This window comes from Ignavibacteriales bacterium, assembly GCA_016709765.1.
In the GTDB taxonomy this organism is placed as follows: Bacteria; Bacteroidota; Ignavibacteria; order Ignavibacteriales; family Ignavibacteriaceae; genus IGN3.
In genome coordinates, this window is record JADJMD010000013.1 from 990,098 (window position 1) to 1,004,508 (window position 14,411).

18 protein-coding genes are annotated in these 14,411 nt (G+C 33.7%); 7 read left to right on the forward strand and 11 right to left on the reverse strand.

Features of this window, described 5'->3' with window-relative positions; genetic code table 11:
- Positions 1–55: 55 nt before the first annotated feature.
- The 4 genes from IPJ23_13960 (at position 56) to IPJ23_13975 (ending at position 3,995) form a co-directional block, all read left to right on the forward strand.
- Positions 56–751, forward strand: coding sequence for a hypothetical protein (locus IPJ23_13960; GenBank protein ID MBK7631780.1), 696 nt, complete (start codon positions 56–58; stop codon positions 749–751).
- Complete coding sequence (locus tag IPJ23_13965; protein ID MBK7631781.1) at positions 748–2,112, forward strand: MBL fold metallo-hydrolase; 1,365 nt, start codon at positions 748–750, stop codon at positions 2,110–2,112. Before IPJ23_13960 ends, IPJ23_13965 begins: the two co-directional genes overlap by 4 nt.
- A 119-nt stretch (positions 2,113–2,231) precedes the next feature.
- Positions 2,232–3,539 carry a citrate (Si)-synthase gene (locus IPJ23_13970; GenBank protein MBK7631782.1) on the forward strand — a complete coding sequence of 436 codons (1,308 nt, stop codon included), beginning with the start codon at positions 2,232–2,234 and terminating at the stop codon, positions 3,537–3,539.
- Between the two features lie 117 nt (positions 3,540–3,656).
- Positions 3,657–3,995, forward strand: a complete 339-nt coding sequence (locus IPJ23_13975; protein MBK7631783.1) for a DUF4234 domain-containing protein — start codon at positions 3,657–3,659, stop codon at positions 3,993–3,995.
- 78 nt (positions 3,996–4,073) lie between these two features.
- Here IPJ23_13975 and IPJ23_13980 read toward each other — a convergent pair whose 3' ends face one another.
- From IPJ23_13980 to IPJ23_13995, 4 genes are all read right to left on the reverse strand, one after another.
- Positions 4,074–4,949 (reverse strand): OmpA family protein, encoded by an 876-nt coding sequence (locus IPJ23_13980; protein MBK7631784.1) that lies wholly within the window; start codon positions 4,947–4,949, stop codon positions 4,074–4,076.
- Between the two features lie 489 nt (positions 4,950–5,438).
- The gene (locus IPJ23_13985) at positions 5,439–5,858 is read right to left on the reverse strand and encodes a hypothetical protein (GenBank protein MBK7631785.1); all 420 of its coding nucleotides are present in this window, start codon (positions 5,856–5,858) and stop codon (positions 5,439–5,441) included.
- A gap of 240 nt (positions 5,859–6,098) precedes the next feature.
- Positions 6,099–6,467 carry a zinc ribbon domain-containing protein gene (locus IPJ23_13990; protein MBK7631786.1) on the reverse strand — a complete coding sequence of 123 codons (369 nt, stop codon included), beginning with the start codon at positions 6,465–6,467 and terminating at the stop codon, positions 6,099–6,101.
- Positions 6,468–6,552: 85 nt separating this feature from the next.
- Positions 6,553–7,305 carry a hypothetical protein gene (locus IPJ23_13995; GenBank protein ID MBK7631787.1) on the reverse strand — a complete coding sequence of 251 codons (753 nt, stop codon included), beginning with the start codon at positions 7,303–7,305 and terminating at the stop codon, positions 6,553–6,555.
- Between the two features lie 402 nt (positions 7,306–7,707).
- Between IPJ23_13995 and IPJ23_14000 the strand changes: the two genes are divergently transcribed.
- Positions 7,708–8,169: an isoprenylcysteine carboxylmethyltransferase family protein gene (locus IPJ23_14000; GenBank protein ID MBK7631788.1), complete on the forward strand. Its 462-nt coding sequence runs from the start codon at positions 7,708–7,710 to the stop codon at positions 8,167–8,169.
- A gap of 371 nt (positions 8,170–8,540) precedes the next feature.
- On the opposite strand, the gene IPJ23_14005 is transcribed toward IPJ23_14000, so the two are convergent.
- Entirely contained in the window at positions 8,541–8,951 is a 411-nt protein-coding gene (locus tag IPJ23_14005; protein ID MBK7631789.1) for an antibiotic biosynthesis monooxygenase, read from the reverse strand.
- Positions 8,952–9,057: 106 nt separating this feature from the next.
- Positions 9,058–9,291 (reverse strand): hypothetical protein, encoded by a 234-nt coding sequence (locus tag IPJ23_14010; protein ID MBK7631790.1) that lies wholly within the window; start codon positions 9,289–9,291, stop codon positions 9,058–9,060.
- Positions 9,292–9,669: 378 nt separating this feature from the next.
- Here IPJ23_14010 and IPJ23_14015 point away from each other — a divergent pair, with 378 nt between their 5' ends.
- Positions 9,670–10,053: a DUF559 domain-containing protein gene (locus IPJ23_14015; GenBank protein MBK7631791.1), complete on the forward strand. Its 384-nt coding sequence runs from the start codon at positions 9,670–9,672 to the stop codon at positions 10,051–10,053.
- Between the two features lie 104 nt (positions 10,054–10,157).
- On the opposite strand, the gene IPJ23_14020 is transcribed toward IPJ23_14015, so the two are convergent.
- From IPJ23_14020 to IPJ23_14035, 4 genes are all read right to left on the reverse strand, one after another.
- Entirely contained in the window at positions 10,158–10,319 is a 162-nt protein-coding gene (locus IPJ23_14020) for a hypothetical protein (protein ID MBK7631792.1), read from the reverse strand.
- A 302-nt stretch (positions 10,320–10,621) separates the two neighbouring features.
- Positions 10,622–10,849 carry a hypothetical protein gene (locus tag IPJ23_14025; GenBank protein ID MBK7631793.1) on the reverse strand — a complete coding sequence of 76 codons (228 nt, stop codon included), beginning with the start codon at positions 10,847–10,849 and terminating at the stop codon, positions 10,622–10,624.
- 167 nt (positions 10,850–11,016) lie between these two features.
- Positions 11,017–11,256, reverse strand: a complete 240-nt coding sequence (locus IPJ23_14030) for an RNA-binding protein (GenBank protein ID MBK7631794.1) — start codon at positions 11,254–11,256, stop codon at positions 11,017–11,019.
- Between the two features lie 311 nt (positions 11,257–11,567).
- On the reverse strand, positions 11,568–11,819 hold the full coding sequence (locus IPJ23_14035) for an RNA-binding protein (GenBank protein ID MBK7631795.1): 252 nt from the start codon (positions 11,817–11,819) through the stop codon (positions 11,568–11,570).
- 386 nt (positions 11,820–12,205) lie between these two features.
- Here IPJ23_14035 and IPJ23_14040 point away from each other — a divergent pair, with 386 nt between their 5' ends.
- Positions 12,206–12,769 carry a hypothetical protein gene (locus tag IPJ23_14040; protein ID MBK7631796.1) on the forward strand — a complete coding sequence of 188 codons (564 nt, stop codon included), beginning with the start codon at positions 12,206–12,208 and terminating at the stop codon, positions 12,767–12,769.
- Between the two features lie 98 nt (positions 12,770–12,867).
- Here IPJ23_14040 and IPJ23_14045 read toward each other — a convergent pair whose 3' ends face one another.
- Positions 12,868–14,340 (reverse strand): tetratricopeptide repeat protein, encoded by a 1,473-nt coding sequence (locus tag IPJ23_14045; GenBank protein ID MBK7631797.1) that lies wholly within the window; start codon positions 14,338–14,340, stop codon positions 12,868–12,870.
- Positions 14,341–14,411: the final 71 nt, after the last annotated feature.

The following is a 14,411-nucleotide window of genomic DNA, read 5'->3' on the forward strand; positions in this document are numbered from 1 at the left end:
GTAAGTTTTAGCTTTCCTTATTTTCTATTCAACAAAATCAGAAAAAAAGAAAACGATGAAAAAATTATTTTTATTGCCGATTATTATTTTATTTGCATTAACTTTTGCAAGCTGCGGAGATAATTCAAAAGATAGCTCAGATAATTCTCAAACAAAATCATCATCTGACTTTCAGAAACGATACGGCATTAAATCCGGAGTGATTGAATATATAATAACCGGTTCGCAGGAAGGAACAAAAACTTTATACTTTGATGATTGGGGAATGAGGCAGGCTGAATATACTCGCTCGGTTTTAAGCGTTGGCGGATTTACTAAGTCTTTAAATCTTGTAAACATTATCGACGGTGAGTATCAGTATATGATTAACATCGATCAGAACAGCGGTACAAAAACAAGAAACCCGATATTAAAATCAATAGAAGATTTAAAAAACCAAAAAGGATTTAATGAATTTGGCGAACAAATGTTGTTAAGCGATGGGTATAACAAAGTTGGATCGGATGAATTTTTAGGAAAGAATTGCGATATTTATGAAATGAAAAATATCGGAACAAAAATTTGGGTTTGGAAATGGTTAACATTAAAATCAGAAACTCAATCAGGGGGGATAAACAGAACAGTTGCTGCTACTAGAATTAACGAAGATGGTTCGGTTCCTGCATCAAAATTTAAAATTCCTGAAAAAGTAGTTCTTAACCAAGTTGATCTGGATAATATCGAAAACGAAATGAGAGAAGAAAATAAATGATCTCGTTTCTTCCGATTGGCGGTGGAAATGAAATTGGCGCAAACAGCTATTACTTAAACTTTAACGGCACCGGAATAATTTTAGACTCCGGAATTCATCCCCAAAAACAAGGGCTCGAATCACTTCCAAACTTTAATTTGCTAAATGACAAACCTATTGATTACTGCTTAATATCTCACTCACATCAAGATCATATTGGTTCGCTCCCCTTTCTCGTAAAAAAATTTCCTTACGTTAAGATTATTACCACGCCGCAAACACGAGCACTTGCTGAACTTACACTTCACAATTCGGTTTCAATCCTAAAAAAAGAAATAGAAGAACCTGATTTTGAATTTTACACACACGATGAAGTTGATCTTTTAATTAAGATGATAGACTATAAAGAATATCAAAATCAATTTGAACTTAATTCTTATCATCAATCAAAAGATTCAAAAGTTAATTGCACTTTTTATGATGCGGGGCATATTCTTGGTTCTGCGGGAATACTTTTAGAAAACAACGGCCACAAAATATTTTATACCGGCGATATTAACCTTACATCTCAAACACTTCTAAACGGCGCAGATCTGCCGGAAACAAAAGTTGACACATTAATTCTTGAAACAACTTACGGGGCAACAGATTCTGATTTACTTTTAAACTGGAGTGCAGAATCATTGCGTTTTGCAAAGGAAGCAAATAATGTTTTAAATAACGGTGGATCAGTTCTTATTCCTGTCTTTTCTTTGGGCAAAATGCAGGAAATGCTTGCAACTATCTGGCTGCTGATGCAAAAACATAAACTTACAACCGTAGATATTTATACAGGCGGACTCGGAACAAAAATAAATCGTGCTTACGATTACAACCGTTTTACAGTGCGCAGAGTTAATGAAGACTTTGAATTAAATTCAATTCCGCAAAAAGATTATTATGAAATATTTAATCCCGAAGAGTTTTTTAAACATCCCTGCATTGTACTGGCCTCAAGTGGAATGATGATTCAAGGTACTTCATCTTTTACTTTTGCAAAGCGATGGCTTAAGCAGAAAGATTCCGCAATCTTTTCTGTTGGTTATATGGCTGAAGATACTCCTGGTTTCTCAATTGCAAATTCTGAACACGGAGATAAAATACAGTTTACCAGTTCTGATGAGCCAATCGAAGTTAATTGCACAATAAAAAACTTTAAATTTTCTGCACACGCAAGAAGAGAAGAATTGCTAAAGATTGTTGACAAACTAAAACCCGATAATGTAATTCTAACTCACGGAGATGAAGATGCTTTAGATTGGATTGGCAGCGCGATCCTTAAGCAGTATAAAAATATTAAAGTACAAATTGCAGAAGTCGGAAAAGAGATAAAATTATTTTAGTTGCTAAGCGCAAATAATTGTTTTTTCTTTGTATATTAAAATCAAATAAAAATCTTTTTCCTTTTGTGTAAGGAAAAAACAGAAATTACATTCTTAAAAATTTATCTCAGGAGTAAAAGATGTCACGTTTGAAAAAACAAGTCCAGGACAAAATTGAAGCCTGGCGCCCACGTACAACACGTCTTCTTAAAGAATTTGGTAACGTAAAAGTTGATGAAGTTGATATCAGCCAGGTCATTGGCGGTGCAAGGGATATTAAAAGTTTGGTAACAGATATTTCTTATCTCGATCCGATGGAAGGAATTCGTTTCCGTGGTTTTACAATTCCCGAAGTAATGGAAAAACTTCCAAAGGTTCCAGGTGGTGAGATGCCTTATGTTGAAGGCTTCTTTTTCTTCTTATTAACTGGTGACATTCCTTCGATGGAAGATGTGCAGGAAGTTGCTGAAGAATTTAGAAAAAGACACGTTGTTCCTAAATATGTTTTTGATATTCTAAAAGCGATGCCTAAAGATTCGCATCCAATGGTAATGTTCTCAACGGCAATACTTGCAATGCAGCGCGAATCTGAATTTGTAAAAGAATATAATACAGGTCATTTAAAGAAAAATGATTATTGGTCACCTACATATGAGGATGGTTTAAATCTTCTTGCAAAACTTCCCGGCATAGCTGCTTTTATTTATAGATGGAAATACAAAAACGGTGATATAATTGAATCAGATTCTAAGCTTGATCTTGGTGGAAATTTTGCACATATGATGGGCATTGCAAAACCTTACGATGATGTTGCAAGAATGTATTTCATTCTCCACAGCGATCACGAAAGCGGAAATGTTAGCGCACATGCAGGACATCTTGTTGCAAGCGCACTTTCTGATCTTTACTATTCTATCTCTGCAATGACAAACGGACTTGCAGGACCATTACACGGGCTTGCAAACCAGGAAGTGCTAAGCTGGCTGCAGGGTGTTTATGATAGTATGGGCGGCAAAGTTCCAACAGAAGAAGAAATGAAAAAGTTTGTTTGGGATACTTTAAAAGGCGGACAGGTAATTCCGGGATTTGGTCATGCGGTTCTAAGAAAAACTGATCCACGTTACCAGGCACAAAGAGAGTTTTGTTTAAAACATTTGCCAAACGATCCATTATTTAAATATGTTGATCTGCTCTTTAAAGTTGTTCCGCCGATTTTATTGGAACAAGGCAAGGCAAAAAATCCATGGCCAAATGTTGATGCACAATCAGGGGTTATACAGTGGTACTACGGTTTAAAGGAATATGATTTCTATACAGTTCTATTTTCTGTTGGCAGAGCGCTTGGCGTTGTTGCAAATATTATTTGGGATCGCGGTCTCGGCTATCCGCTTGAAAGACCAAAATCTGTTACAACTGCAATGCTTGAAGAAGCTGCAGGAATAAAATAATTCTTTCAATTAGAGATGGTGCCTTTTTAGAGGCATCATCTGTTTTATAAAAATCCCCGGCTAATTTAGTAAGCACCTAAATAACTTATTTTATTATCACATCAGAAGGGAATTAGAATGATCAAAAAAAGAAATATGCTGGCGCAAGTTGGGCTAATTATAATAACTTTTGGTATTTATGCTATCTACTGGTTCTATAAAATTTCGGAAGAAATGAAATTTGTCGGTAAAGATATGGAAGCCTCACCTGCATTGTGGACCGTTTTGCTTTTCATCCCCTTTGCTAATTTCTGGTCTTACTATAAGTTCTCAGAGCTTTATCAAAAAATTTCATCAGATAACTTTAATATGTGGCTGCTGTTTGTTTTGTGGATAGTGTTTGCACCTGCAGTTTGGTTTATCGTTCAAACAGAAATGAATAAAAAAGCAGATCAGCTAAGTATTGGTAATCTTTAATTATATAAAAATAGTCTTATAAAAAAAGCCTTCCGAAATATGGAAGGCTTTTTAGTGTTAAGAAAAAACTACGAAGGATTATTGCAGCACAACTTCAACTCTTCTGTTAAACTTTTTCCCTTCATCCGTTGAATTTGTTGATATTGGACAAAGCTGACCAACACCATCTGCCTGTAAACGGTTTTTATTAATCCCATATTTTGTAACTAATAAATTAACCACTGCATTAGCTCTGTCCTTTGATAACTTCATATTACTTTCAAACTTTCCATCACTGTCTGTATGACCAACAATAAAAACTTTTATGTTTGAATTATCTTTCAAAAATTTTGTTATTTGGTCTAATGTTGGATCTGATTCCGGCTTTATTTCTGATTTGCCAGTATCAAAATAGATTCCATATATAATTGATTTTCCCGCCGAAAAAATATCTTTTTTTATTTCTTCAGCTGTAACCACCACAGACTGATTCATAAGTGATTCCCGTACACTTTTAATTTCATAGGCGCTTATTATTTGGCCATCACCGGAAGAACCCCTTACTACTATCCAATAAATATCATTGCCCTTTTTTAATTTAAAATGTACGAAGCTTGATCCAATATTTTCTCGTACTACTTCGCCGCCCGCTTTTTTAACTGCATTAATAAAATTGGTAAACAGTTCTGTATTAGATGGAAACTTGCCTTTTGCATTTGGGTAGATCTGATATCTTACAGACAAAAATTCGCCGGACTTTTTTACATACTCATCATTCTCAAATATGTCTAGTTCTCCAAAATCCATACTTGAGCAGCCGCCATGCATAGTATATGAGTTAGGGAAATTAGAAAATAGTGGGTGCGGTTTACAATCCGGATCATCTGCTTGTGCAAATGTTGAAATGTTAGTTAATAAAAAAACGAAAAGAAAAACTTCTGCACCCAATTGAATCCTAAACTTCTTCAAGATCATAAATTATTTCCTTTTGGATAATGAATTAAAAATTGCGTTAACTATAAAGTGCTGCTGTCATATGGTGAATAAAACAATCCTCATCGGCTTAACAAATTTGAAAGGGGGTTGTTTTTGGTTTAGACGATCCTGCACCAGCTAATTTTATTAATGCAAGTTATACCCGTTTTCTTAATTTACCAAAAATAATTAGCAAGTGGCTTTACTTAAGTATTAATATCAGAAATTGTGAAAAAATTTCTTCGGATCATTTTAACAAATGGCTGTTATTTGTTTTGTGGATTGTTTTTTCACCAGCGGTTTGGTTTATCGTTCAAACCGAGATGAAAAAAAAGCTGACCAGCAAACCATTGGTAATGTTTAAGTTATTAAATAATCTTACAAAAAAGCCTTCCTAAAATTGGAAGGCTTTGTAACTTAATAAGTATAATTTGAACTCGTTATTGCAAAGTAATGTGCAATTACTTTTTTCTAAGCTTTTTTATCTAACTATCCTATAAAATCATTCAAGGTTAGTTTATCAGAAATTGAAAGCGATCCATCTCTTGATTTAAATGCAAACTGAAGGTTTCCGTTTTTTCCCTTAAGATATTTTTTCATACTTCTAATCATACCGCCTGAAAAGAATTTATAAGTAGTGAACAAGGCTGTTTTTATACCATCAAGCGTGGGAAGGCTGTTTACAAGGGTAACCCATTCGTTATCCGGCTGCGTTAGTGAAACCAAAGAACCGTTTCTGCCACCGCTAAGAAGTAAATAATCCGCACCTTCAAGTTTTTTTGGTTCAAAACTGTTAATGGGAATAAGTTCAGCGGCAAGACCTCTCTTTAGCAAGAACTGAGCAATTTCTTCGCCAAATTTTTTAGTAGTGTTATTTTTACTCTGAAATATTATTACTGCCTTTTTCATATCGCACCTCTGTTATATTTACTGTGCGAAACTTATAAATACAGAATGCCATTGCCTATCAATATGTTACAAGAGGCTGATTTTACTGATGTGATAATAAATAGCTATATGATTTGTAAAGATTATTCTTGCGGTCATAATGTAATTTTTCTTATGAGCCGCAAAGCACACATTGCCCTTTATCTATACACAAAGCCTCTTATTATACACTTGGGAGAATTAAACGTGCAAGCTGAAAAACTATTTTTTCAAGAGCTTGTTTAATAATCTCGTTTGGGTTCTGGAGTTTTGTTCCAGATCTATAAAAACTTTAATTAATTCAAAAAAGATCAGAAGCATACCTATATCTATAATAGGAACGATAGTAAGCATTATTATATCCATATCTTTACGGAAAATGCCATAAAGCAGACCGATGATTAGTGCGGCACCTAAAACAGAAATAAATATTTTAATGCTTTCTCTTATCCTCATAAGAACTTTATATTTTCTTTCTGACGGTGATTCGTCTTCGAACTCAATCAGATCTGAACCACAGTGAGGACAGATTTCATCTTCTTGTTTTACAACGCGGTTACAAACTGAGCAAAACAATTCTTCTTCTTTCATTATTTTCCCTTTAATTTGTTTTGGTTAATACTATTAAAGCAACTAAACTTTCAAAATCTTTTTGTAAATGATCTAATATGTGTTTTTATCGTGCGGCCGGTGCTGCTTTTTTTCCTTTAGTTTCTTTTATTCCATCGGATGCTTTTCTGGGCGAAACATCTTTAACTGCATTCTCATAATCTGTTATTTTCTTTGGATACATCCGCACTCCATCAGGCAAATCACTTCTTTCAACATCCAGTATAAATCCTTTTTTGTATAATTGATATATTTGTTCTTTGCTGTAAGGAGTAAATGCATCCTCAATCTCTAAAACTTTATTAGTGCGTAGCTTATTAAATAATGAATCCGGTCTATCTTTATGGAATGTTAAGTAAACAAAATTTTGATCGACTGCCGTAACCATTGCATAGCCTTTTAAGCTTAGCCCGATAGAGGTTACATAAAGATCGCCGGCTTTTGGATTTTTCAACAGTTCAACAAAGCCTGGTTCTTGAAAATATTTCCAAAGAAAAAAAAGACTTACAAATACTGTTAAATAAATCAGTGCTTTATAATGTTGTATAGGTGTTGTTGTACTTTTAAGAATTCTGGTGCACAATTCTTTTAAATTATCCGGAAGTGCTTCCAGGTTGGATTGATAACCGCAGTTTGAGCAGTGAACATTTATTTCTTTGCCTATCGGAAGAAAAGGGTAGCTGAAAATTTCCACATATCGCGCTTGTACTTTAACAACAAGTGTGTTTTCCAAATTGCAGGAGGGACATGCCCAGACTAATGTTGTTTGTATCAGTTGCTCTTTACCAGGTTCCGGCAAAAAATCTTGAATAGCTAACATAATATGTAACTCTCCCTTGCTATTAACACTTAAAAAATAGCAAAAAGCAATCTGTTAGTTGTCATAAAAATGTAAAAATTAAATATTTCTTTTTATACAACCTCAATTTCTAGTTTTTACTTAACTAAAAAATATCTGCCTGCGTTAGGCAGGTTGGCGGTATTGTTATAATTTTGTTGGACTTCTTAATGTTTGATTTTTAAGTCACGGACGTTCCGTAACTCTACTACCACGGTGCGACCGTGACAGCTATAAATTATACTTTTTATGATTATACTTATTTGAACCTGCTAATACTCTATAACAGCAACTATCTGTTCATCACTTTTGTTTTCAATTATTTTTATTATGTTTCGCTTAAATAATCTTAAACTCAATTAAATAAAGCAGGAGCTTGATATAATGAGTGATAAAATGAAAATAACCGGTGTTGCCCCTCTTATTGCTGTACCAACTTTTGTATATCTAATAATAACTGCAATAATAAGTTATCTATCAAAGCCAGTCTTTTCAATTATCAAAAATGATGGTACTGTTCTTATCTACCTGGGTGCTGCATTAATTATACCCGGTGTTATTATGGTAGCTGCGTGCGGTAGAAGATTATTAAAGTTTTTTGATAAGAATAAACTTATGACTGAGGGACTTTATAAAATTTTCAGAGATCCGATGTACGTTGCTTATCTTATTTTTATAATACCCGGTATTTGTTTGCTGTTTAACTCCTGGCTTGTACTTACCACCATAATATTAAACTACTTTCTGTTTTCTTCTCTCAAAAAAAGAGAACATAAGTATCTTGAAGAAAAATTTGGCGCCGAGTATAAAGCTTACCTGGATAAAGTAATCATTAAATTTTTATAGAGTCTTTCACATACCCGGCAAAATACTGGCGGTATTGTTAATATTTTGTTAGACTTTTTAAGGTTCTGCTTCATACACAGTATGCGTATGTTATCTGCGGTTAATGAAGTTCCGCCTTTTGAGTATGGTAACACGTGATCATACTTTAGATTCTCCGAACTTCATGAAAAAATTTCACAAATAATTTTAATATGTGACTTCTGTTTGTTTTGTGGATTGTGTTTGCACCCGCAGTATGGTTTATTGTTCAACCCGAAATGAATAAAAAAGCAGATCAGAATGCTATATCAAACATCTAATTTTAAAATAATGCCAACAGAAAAGCCTTCTGTTTTAAGGAAGGCTTTTTATAGAAATTGCTTTACCTGCTGCTAATCTATAGTATAGTTATTATTCAATTTCCAAAAAGTAATCTCCGGCGGACCTGCTAAAAATTTACGTGCCTCAACCATAAATTTTTGAAGATGCGGTGTGTTGGCATGATCACCCTTATAATATGATTCATCCGACCACTCCTCATAAAGCAGAATGTTTGTTTTATCTGCGGGATCAACAAGTACTTTTATATTAACAAAGTTTGGTTCTTTTTTTACTTGCTGTAAAAGTGTATTTAGAGCAGAGAGAGCTTCCGCCTCTTTTTCCGGCTGTGATTTGTATTTAACCAGCACAGTAAGGCTGTTATTTTCTTTGTTTACCGATTCTGATTTTTCTTGTGGATAAGCAGTAAGAAAAACCGTTAAAGCAAAAAAGAACAGAAATGTTTTTAAAGTGTTTTTTACCATAGACACTCACCTTTTAGTTTATGAATTGTTAAATATAATCTAACCGTTGGGTTGCTTACCCGGATGAAAAATAGAAAATTGTTTTAACTCAAACAATATAAAAATCTTAAGAAGTAATTGGCTGTGCGTATGCACTGCTTTGTGAGATTTTAGTTTGTGTTTTGCCTGCTTTAGCAGTATTTGCAAGCGTATCTTTTTCTTTTATTGCAAGTATACGATCTTTGAAATCTGCTATAACAGGAGTAAGTGCGGTAATAGGCGCAAGTTTGGCTGTATTACCATCTAATAAACTTACCATGGCTTCGTACATAGTAAGTTTGTTTTCCAAAACGTCATTCATAATGAATACCCTTTCATTAAATATAAAATATATTTTGAATAACGGCAGGGATTAGAATAGTAATCCCCCCAGCACGGAGTAAAATTAAAAAATCAGAATTAAAAAGCAAAAAGGATAGGACTATAGATTCTCACGTCGCTTCGCTCCTCAGAATGACGGAGGAAATGAAAAAAATCAGCAGTCTTCAATTCTCAGTCAGCAATAAAGAAAAATTCAGAAGGGGAATCGTTAAACTTCAAATAAAAGATGTTAAGTGAAAAATATAAAAGCATAAAAAGCAGGTAATACAAACACACCCCTTTTAAATTCCCCTCTCGAGAGGGGAAAAGCAAAGATTAGGGGTGTGTAAATTCCTACAAATAATTTTATTTTATATCTATGAAATTCAAAACAAACAGAATAATAATTCCATACAATCCGGCATTAAAAGAAAAGGCGCGCCAGCTAAGAAACAACAGCACAAAAACAGAGATTCTACTCTGGACTTTTCTTAAAGGCAGACAATTACGCGGATATGACTTTCACAGGCAAAAACCAATTGATGAGTATATCGTAGACTTCTTTTGCAATGAACTATTGCTTGCGATTGAAATCGATGATGGTTCACACATTGGCAATGAAAAATACGATGCAGTACGACAAGAAAAATTAGAAAAGCTTGGTGTACAGTTTCTCAGATTTAAAGATGATGATGTTTTCTACAACTGTGATTCAGTTGTTAAACAAATTGAGAAATGGATTGATGATACTACAAAACAATAGTACACACCCCTTTTAAATTCCCCTCTCGAGAGGGGAAAAGCGGAGCTTCGGGGTGTGTTCCGTGACTTCATTAAATAAAATATAGCCGCTCAATGATTATAAGGTTACATCACTTTGCCGGAAAGGAATTCTCCTATGTAGTATGGCCACAAAACAAGTCCTAGCAGTCCCTTAAAAAAGGTCAACTTTAAAAATCCAATAGTAAACAACCAACCGATGAACCAGATTGGTCCCATTATGCCTGCAACTTCAACTTTTCTACTCATTTAATTTTCTCCTTAATAATTAATAATCGTTTAATAAATACTGCAATAGCAAAAGTAAAAATACTATACAAAAATAATTAAAATATTTTTGCTTGTGATAGTAAAGTGGTTTAATGGATAAAGTAAGTGGTAAAAGGATTTAACAACAGATTGTTACGATGCGATGCTCCTCTGAATGACTTAGAAAATTTGAAAGGAAAAATTCAAAAAAAAGAGGATGGGAAATGGAAAAAGTCTGCAGTCATCAATGAGTAACCAGAAACAAAAGTTGTAAGAGGTGAAAGGTTAAACGTAGATTTTAATTATGTGATTCTATTTTGTTGTTTTTTTCCTATCCAGAACAAAACAATACTAAGTGCTAAAAAGAATAAAGTAAGGAATAGAAAAATTTCTGCATCTGCAAACATCAATCCCGGTCCGTGGTTTATTCGTTCCATAAAAGAATTAATACTCATCCAACCAAATACGGCGCTAAAGACCAGGGAAATGACTGCAACTATTTTTAAGATAAAGAAAATAAATTTTTTCATATAGAAATATAACTGAATGATGTAAGAGGCAAAAACTGCAGTATGCTAGATGTGAGACGTAAGAAGTTTTGTAAGGTCTAAAATAGTAAGGGCGCCTTAAAGCGCCTTTTAGAAATTGTCAGAAAAAATATATTTATAAATTTATGCGTTATAAAATAATTTCATTATCAAGTTTCATTAACAACAAGACTTTTTCCCTCAATTTTTGAATCATTAAGAGCTTTAACAGCCTCGTATGCATCTAACGCGTTTTGCATTTCAACAAATCCAAAACCTCTGGATTTACCTGAGGGTCGTTCTGTCATAACTCTTGCTGTTAATACAGAACCATGTTTTTCAAATGTTTGCTTTAACATTTCGTTGTTAAAAGACAGCGGGAGTGACCCCACAAATAATTTAGTGCTCAATAGTAACCTCTAATTATTAATAAATAATATACCGGATTAGTAGCTGATTTTAATTACTTAGTTAAACCACTAACCATAAGCTGATTTTACATTTAATATCGGTCAGTCGCTTAATAGCATAATCTACTTTTAAGTTCATATTAACCGGTTTGAAGAGAAGGACTGGAGAAATAATTTTTGTGTATGATATTTACATAAATCTCTTTGTTCAAATATTTCTTCAGCGTTCGATTGAAAATTATAAAGGCGCGTTTAAGCGCCTTTAAAGAAATCACAACAGAATATCTATTTCCATAGGGGTGGCTGAGCCACTAGTTGCGAGCTTTAGCTTCGTTAACTACAATATTTCTTCCATCAATTGCTGATTCGTGTAAAGCTTTAATAGCTTTAGTTGCATCCGTAGGATTTTCCATTTCAACAAATCCAAAACCTCTGGATCTATTGGTATCCCGGTCCATAACAACCTTTGCAGATAATACAGTACCATGTTTTTCAAATGTTTCTTTTAAAGTTGTGTCGCTAACCGAAAAGGGTAGAGAACCTACAAATAATTTAGTACTCACAAAGAACCTCTAATAATAATAAATAAATTTCCAGAATATTTCCGGATAATGATAACATAGGTAAACCACGTGCCATTAGCTAATTTTGATTTTTAATAGTGGCTTTTAGACCAATATAAGCAGTAACCATTTTTAATATGAAAACGAAATATGCCAGACGCAAGAAAAGAAAGAATTATAAATTCCGAAGTCAAAATTAAAAGCAAAAGAATAGAACCACGGATACTCACGCATGCCTGCCGGTAGCAGGGTAGGAAAGTCGCTTTGCTCCTCAGAATAATGGAGAGACAATTACAATTTTTTTAATTGCAACTCTCGGATATTTTTAGCTATTTTCCACCGTGGGCTAATTCAAATCTAATTTATTATTTATTAAAGGAGACAATATGGATCCAATAATTCAGTTGTGGCTTCCTATTATTGTATCGGCCGTTGTAGTATTCTTTGCAAGCTTTTTGCTGCACATGTTAGTTAAACATCACAATAGTGATTTTAAACAGATACCCGATGAGGTACGAATAATGGATGAACTTAGAAAGTCCAATATACCTGCAGGTGATTATGTTTTTCCGTATGCAAAAGATGATAAAGAAAGAAACTCAAAGGAGTATAAAGACAAATATGAAAAAGGACCTGTTGCTATTATAACCGTTTACCCATCTGGTCCAATGAGTATGGGTTCAAGTCTTGTAATGTGGTTTGTGTATTCAATAGTTGTTGGAGTATTTGCTGCATATATTGCCGGTCATGCACTTGCACCCGGCGCACATTATTTAACAGTATTCCGTTTTGCAGGTTGTACCGCTTTTATCGGTTACACACTTGCACTTTTTCATGACAGTATCTGGTTTAAAAGAAACTGGACAACTACCTTTAAATATATTTTTGATGGTTTGATTTATGGATTGCTTACTGGTGGTGTATTTGGCTGGTTGTGGCCTGCAGCGTAAAACAAAAGGTAAATTGTGATAGTAAGTTGTTTACATAGCAAACAAAATTAAAAAGGCGGAATCATTTTCCGCCTTTTTAATAACTGATTAATTTCTTTTTATAATGTTGTTAACATTTCTTTTGCTTTGTTTCTTACAAAAGCCTGGTTAAGGTTAATCAGTGCATTAAAGTTAGCACACTTCTCTGCATATTTTTTTGCTTCCATTTTATTTCCATCCTTTGCATAAGCCACGGCCAGATAATATATTGTTTGCGGATTTTGCATACTAGATTTTTCAAATTCACCGATAGCCTTTTTATAATCAGTTTCATGCAGAGCAATTAATCCATTAAAAGAATGTGCAAGCCACATTTGAAAAGTGTTATTTGCTTCCATTGTGCTTTTGCTGAACTTTGCTGCAAAATCTTTTGCCTCATTAATATTGCCCGTCATTAAAGCAACCCTGCCTAGATTATAAAGATTCAATCTTCTGTTATTTTCTTTAACTTCATCAGACAAATTTGAATTTTCTATAACAGACAACGCTTGTGTAAACTTAGCTTTTGCTTCATCAAATTTTTGAGCTTCAAAAAGAATATTGCCCACTGCATTTAAATCGCCGGACATATTTCCGACATCATTAATACTTTTTGCTATATCGAACTGTTTTTGCATTTCATCTAAAGCTGCATTTGTATTTCCTTCATCAACATAAGCAATTACTTTTGTAAAGATTGCAAATCTTTTTTCTCCGTTGTTTTTTGCATCAGTAAAACTTTTATCGCAATTATCTATTGCCTCATCATATTTATTCATATAAATAAGATTATTAGATATTCCCATTTTCGAGTTAAAGAAATCAGAATTTATTTCAAGAGCCTTTTTATATTGTTTTATTGATTCTTCATAACGGCCTTGTTTGGATAACATCTCCGCATAAGAATCATACGGGTTTGGATCATCGGGAATTAGTTCTATGTATTTTTTGAATGCTTTTTCTGCTTCTGTATAGTTTTCTAAATTTCTATAAGAGTAACCAAGCATATTGTAAGATGAGGTATAATTTGGTGTAATTTCAGTAGATTTTTTTAAGTGCTCAACCGCCATTTCATATTCCTGCTGGCCAAAATAAAATTGACCCAATAGTCCATGGGCTCTTTCATCTTTAGGAAAAAGCTCAACAAGTTTGGTAAGATGTTCTTCCTGTAATTTCTGATTTCCATCTACGCCTGCTTTTAATGCCAAGATGATTAGTTTCTCCCCCTCAGATGCACTTTCAGAATTTTCAACTGCATTATCAAGATCTTCAAAAAATCCTTTTGTCGTTGGATTAGCAAGTGAATGGTAATAATAAGCCATTGCAAACTTGTTGTCTTTTGCAATTGCATCTTCAAAATATTTTAAGGATTCCCGCTGTCTCAATTTTTCAAAAAGATCCCTGCCTTTTATAAAATCATCTTTAGCGTTTGTTGAAGATGTTGTGATTGCTACTTTTCCATCATCAACTTGCTGTTTACAGCCTGTTGATAAAAAGACAATAAAAAGAATTAGAATTGCCGCCAGTTCTACTGAAGAAATAATTTTTTGCATATGTGCCTCTTGATATGATTATAAGATAAATATTTTTTGAACCGAGCCTTAATGACGTGAAAACTTACTTT

Bases quoted from the DNA above. Each gene is read 5' to 3' on its own strand.
- IPJ23_13985 (MBK7631785.1), bottom strand. From the start codon at position 5,858: ATGAAAAAGGCAGTAATAATATTTCAGAGTAAAAATAACACTACTAAA.
- IPJ23_14025 (MBK7631793.1), bottom strand. From the start codon at position 10,849: ATGAAAAAATTTATTTTCTTTATCTTAAAAATAGTTGCAGTCATTTCC.
- IPJ23_14045 (MBK7631797.1), bottom strand. From the start codon at position 14,340: ATGCAAAAAATTATTTCTTCAGTAGAACTGGCGGCAATTCTAATTCTT.
- IPJ23_14010 (MBK7631790.1), bottom strand. From the start codon at position 9,291: ATGAATGACGTTTTGGAAAACAAACTTACTATGTACGAAGCCATGGTA.
- IPJ23_13970 (MBK7631782.1), top strand. From the start codon at position 2,232: ATGTCACGTTTGAAAAAACAAGTCCAGGACAAAATTGAAGCCTGGCGC.
- IPJ23_14040 (MBK7631796.1), top strand. From the start codon at position 12,206: ATGGATCCAATAATTCAGTTGTGGCTTCCTATTATTGTATCGGCCGTT.
- IPJ23_13995 (MBK7631787.1), bottom strand. From the start codon at position 7,305: ATGTTAGCTATTCAAGATTTTTTGCCGGAACCTGGTAAAGAGCAACTG.
- IPJ23_14000 (MBK7631788.1), top strand. From the start codon at position 7,708: ATGAGTGATAAAATGAAAATAACCGGTGTTGCCCCTCTTATTGCTGTA.
- IPJ23_13990 (MBK7631786.1), bottom strand. From the start codon at position 6,467: ATGAAAGAAGAAGAATTGTTTTGCTCAGTTTGTAACCGCGTTGTAAAA.
- IPJ23_13965 (MBK7631781.1), top strand. From the start codon at position 748: ATGATCTCGTTTCTTCCGATTGGCGGTGGAAATGAAATTGGCGCAAAC.
- IPJ23_14005 (MBK7631789.1), bottom strand. From the start codon at position 8,951: ATGGTAAAAAACACTTTAAAAACATTTCTGTTCTTTTTTGCTTTAACG.
- IPJ23_14020 (MBK7631792.1), bottom strand. From the start codon at position 10,319: ATGAGTAGAAAAGTTGAAGTTGCAGGCATAATGGGACCAATCTGGTTC.
- IPJ23_14015 (MBK7631791.1), top strand. From the start codon at position 9,670: ATGAAATTCAAAACAAACAGAATAATAATTCCATACAATCCGGCATTA.
- IPJ23_13960 (MBK7631780.1), top strand. From the start codon at position 56: ATGAAAAAATTATTTTTATTGCCGATTATTATTTTATTTGCATTAACT.
- IPJ23_13980 (MBK7631784.1), bottom strand. From the start codon at position 4,949: ATGATCTTGAAGAAGTTTAGGATTCAATTGGGTGCAGAAGTTTTTCTT.
- IPJ23_13975 (MBK7631783.1), top strand. From the start codon at position 3,657: ATGATCAAAAAAAGAAATATGCTGGCGCAAGTTGGGCTAATTATAATA.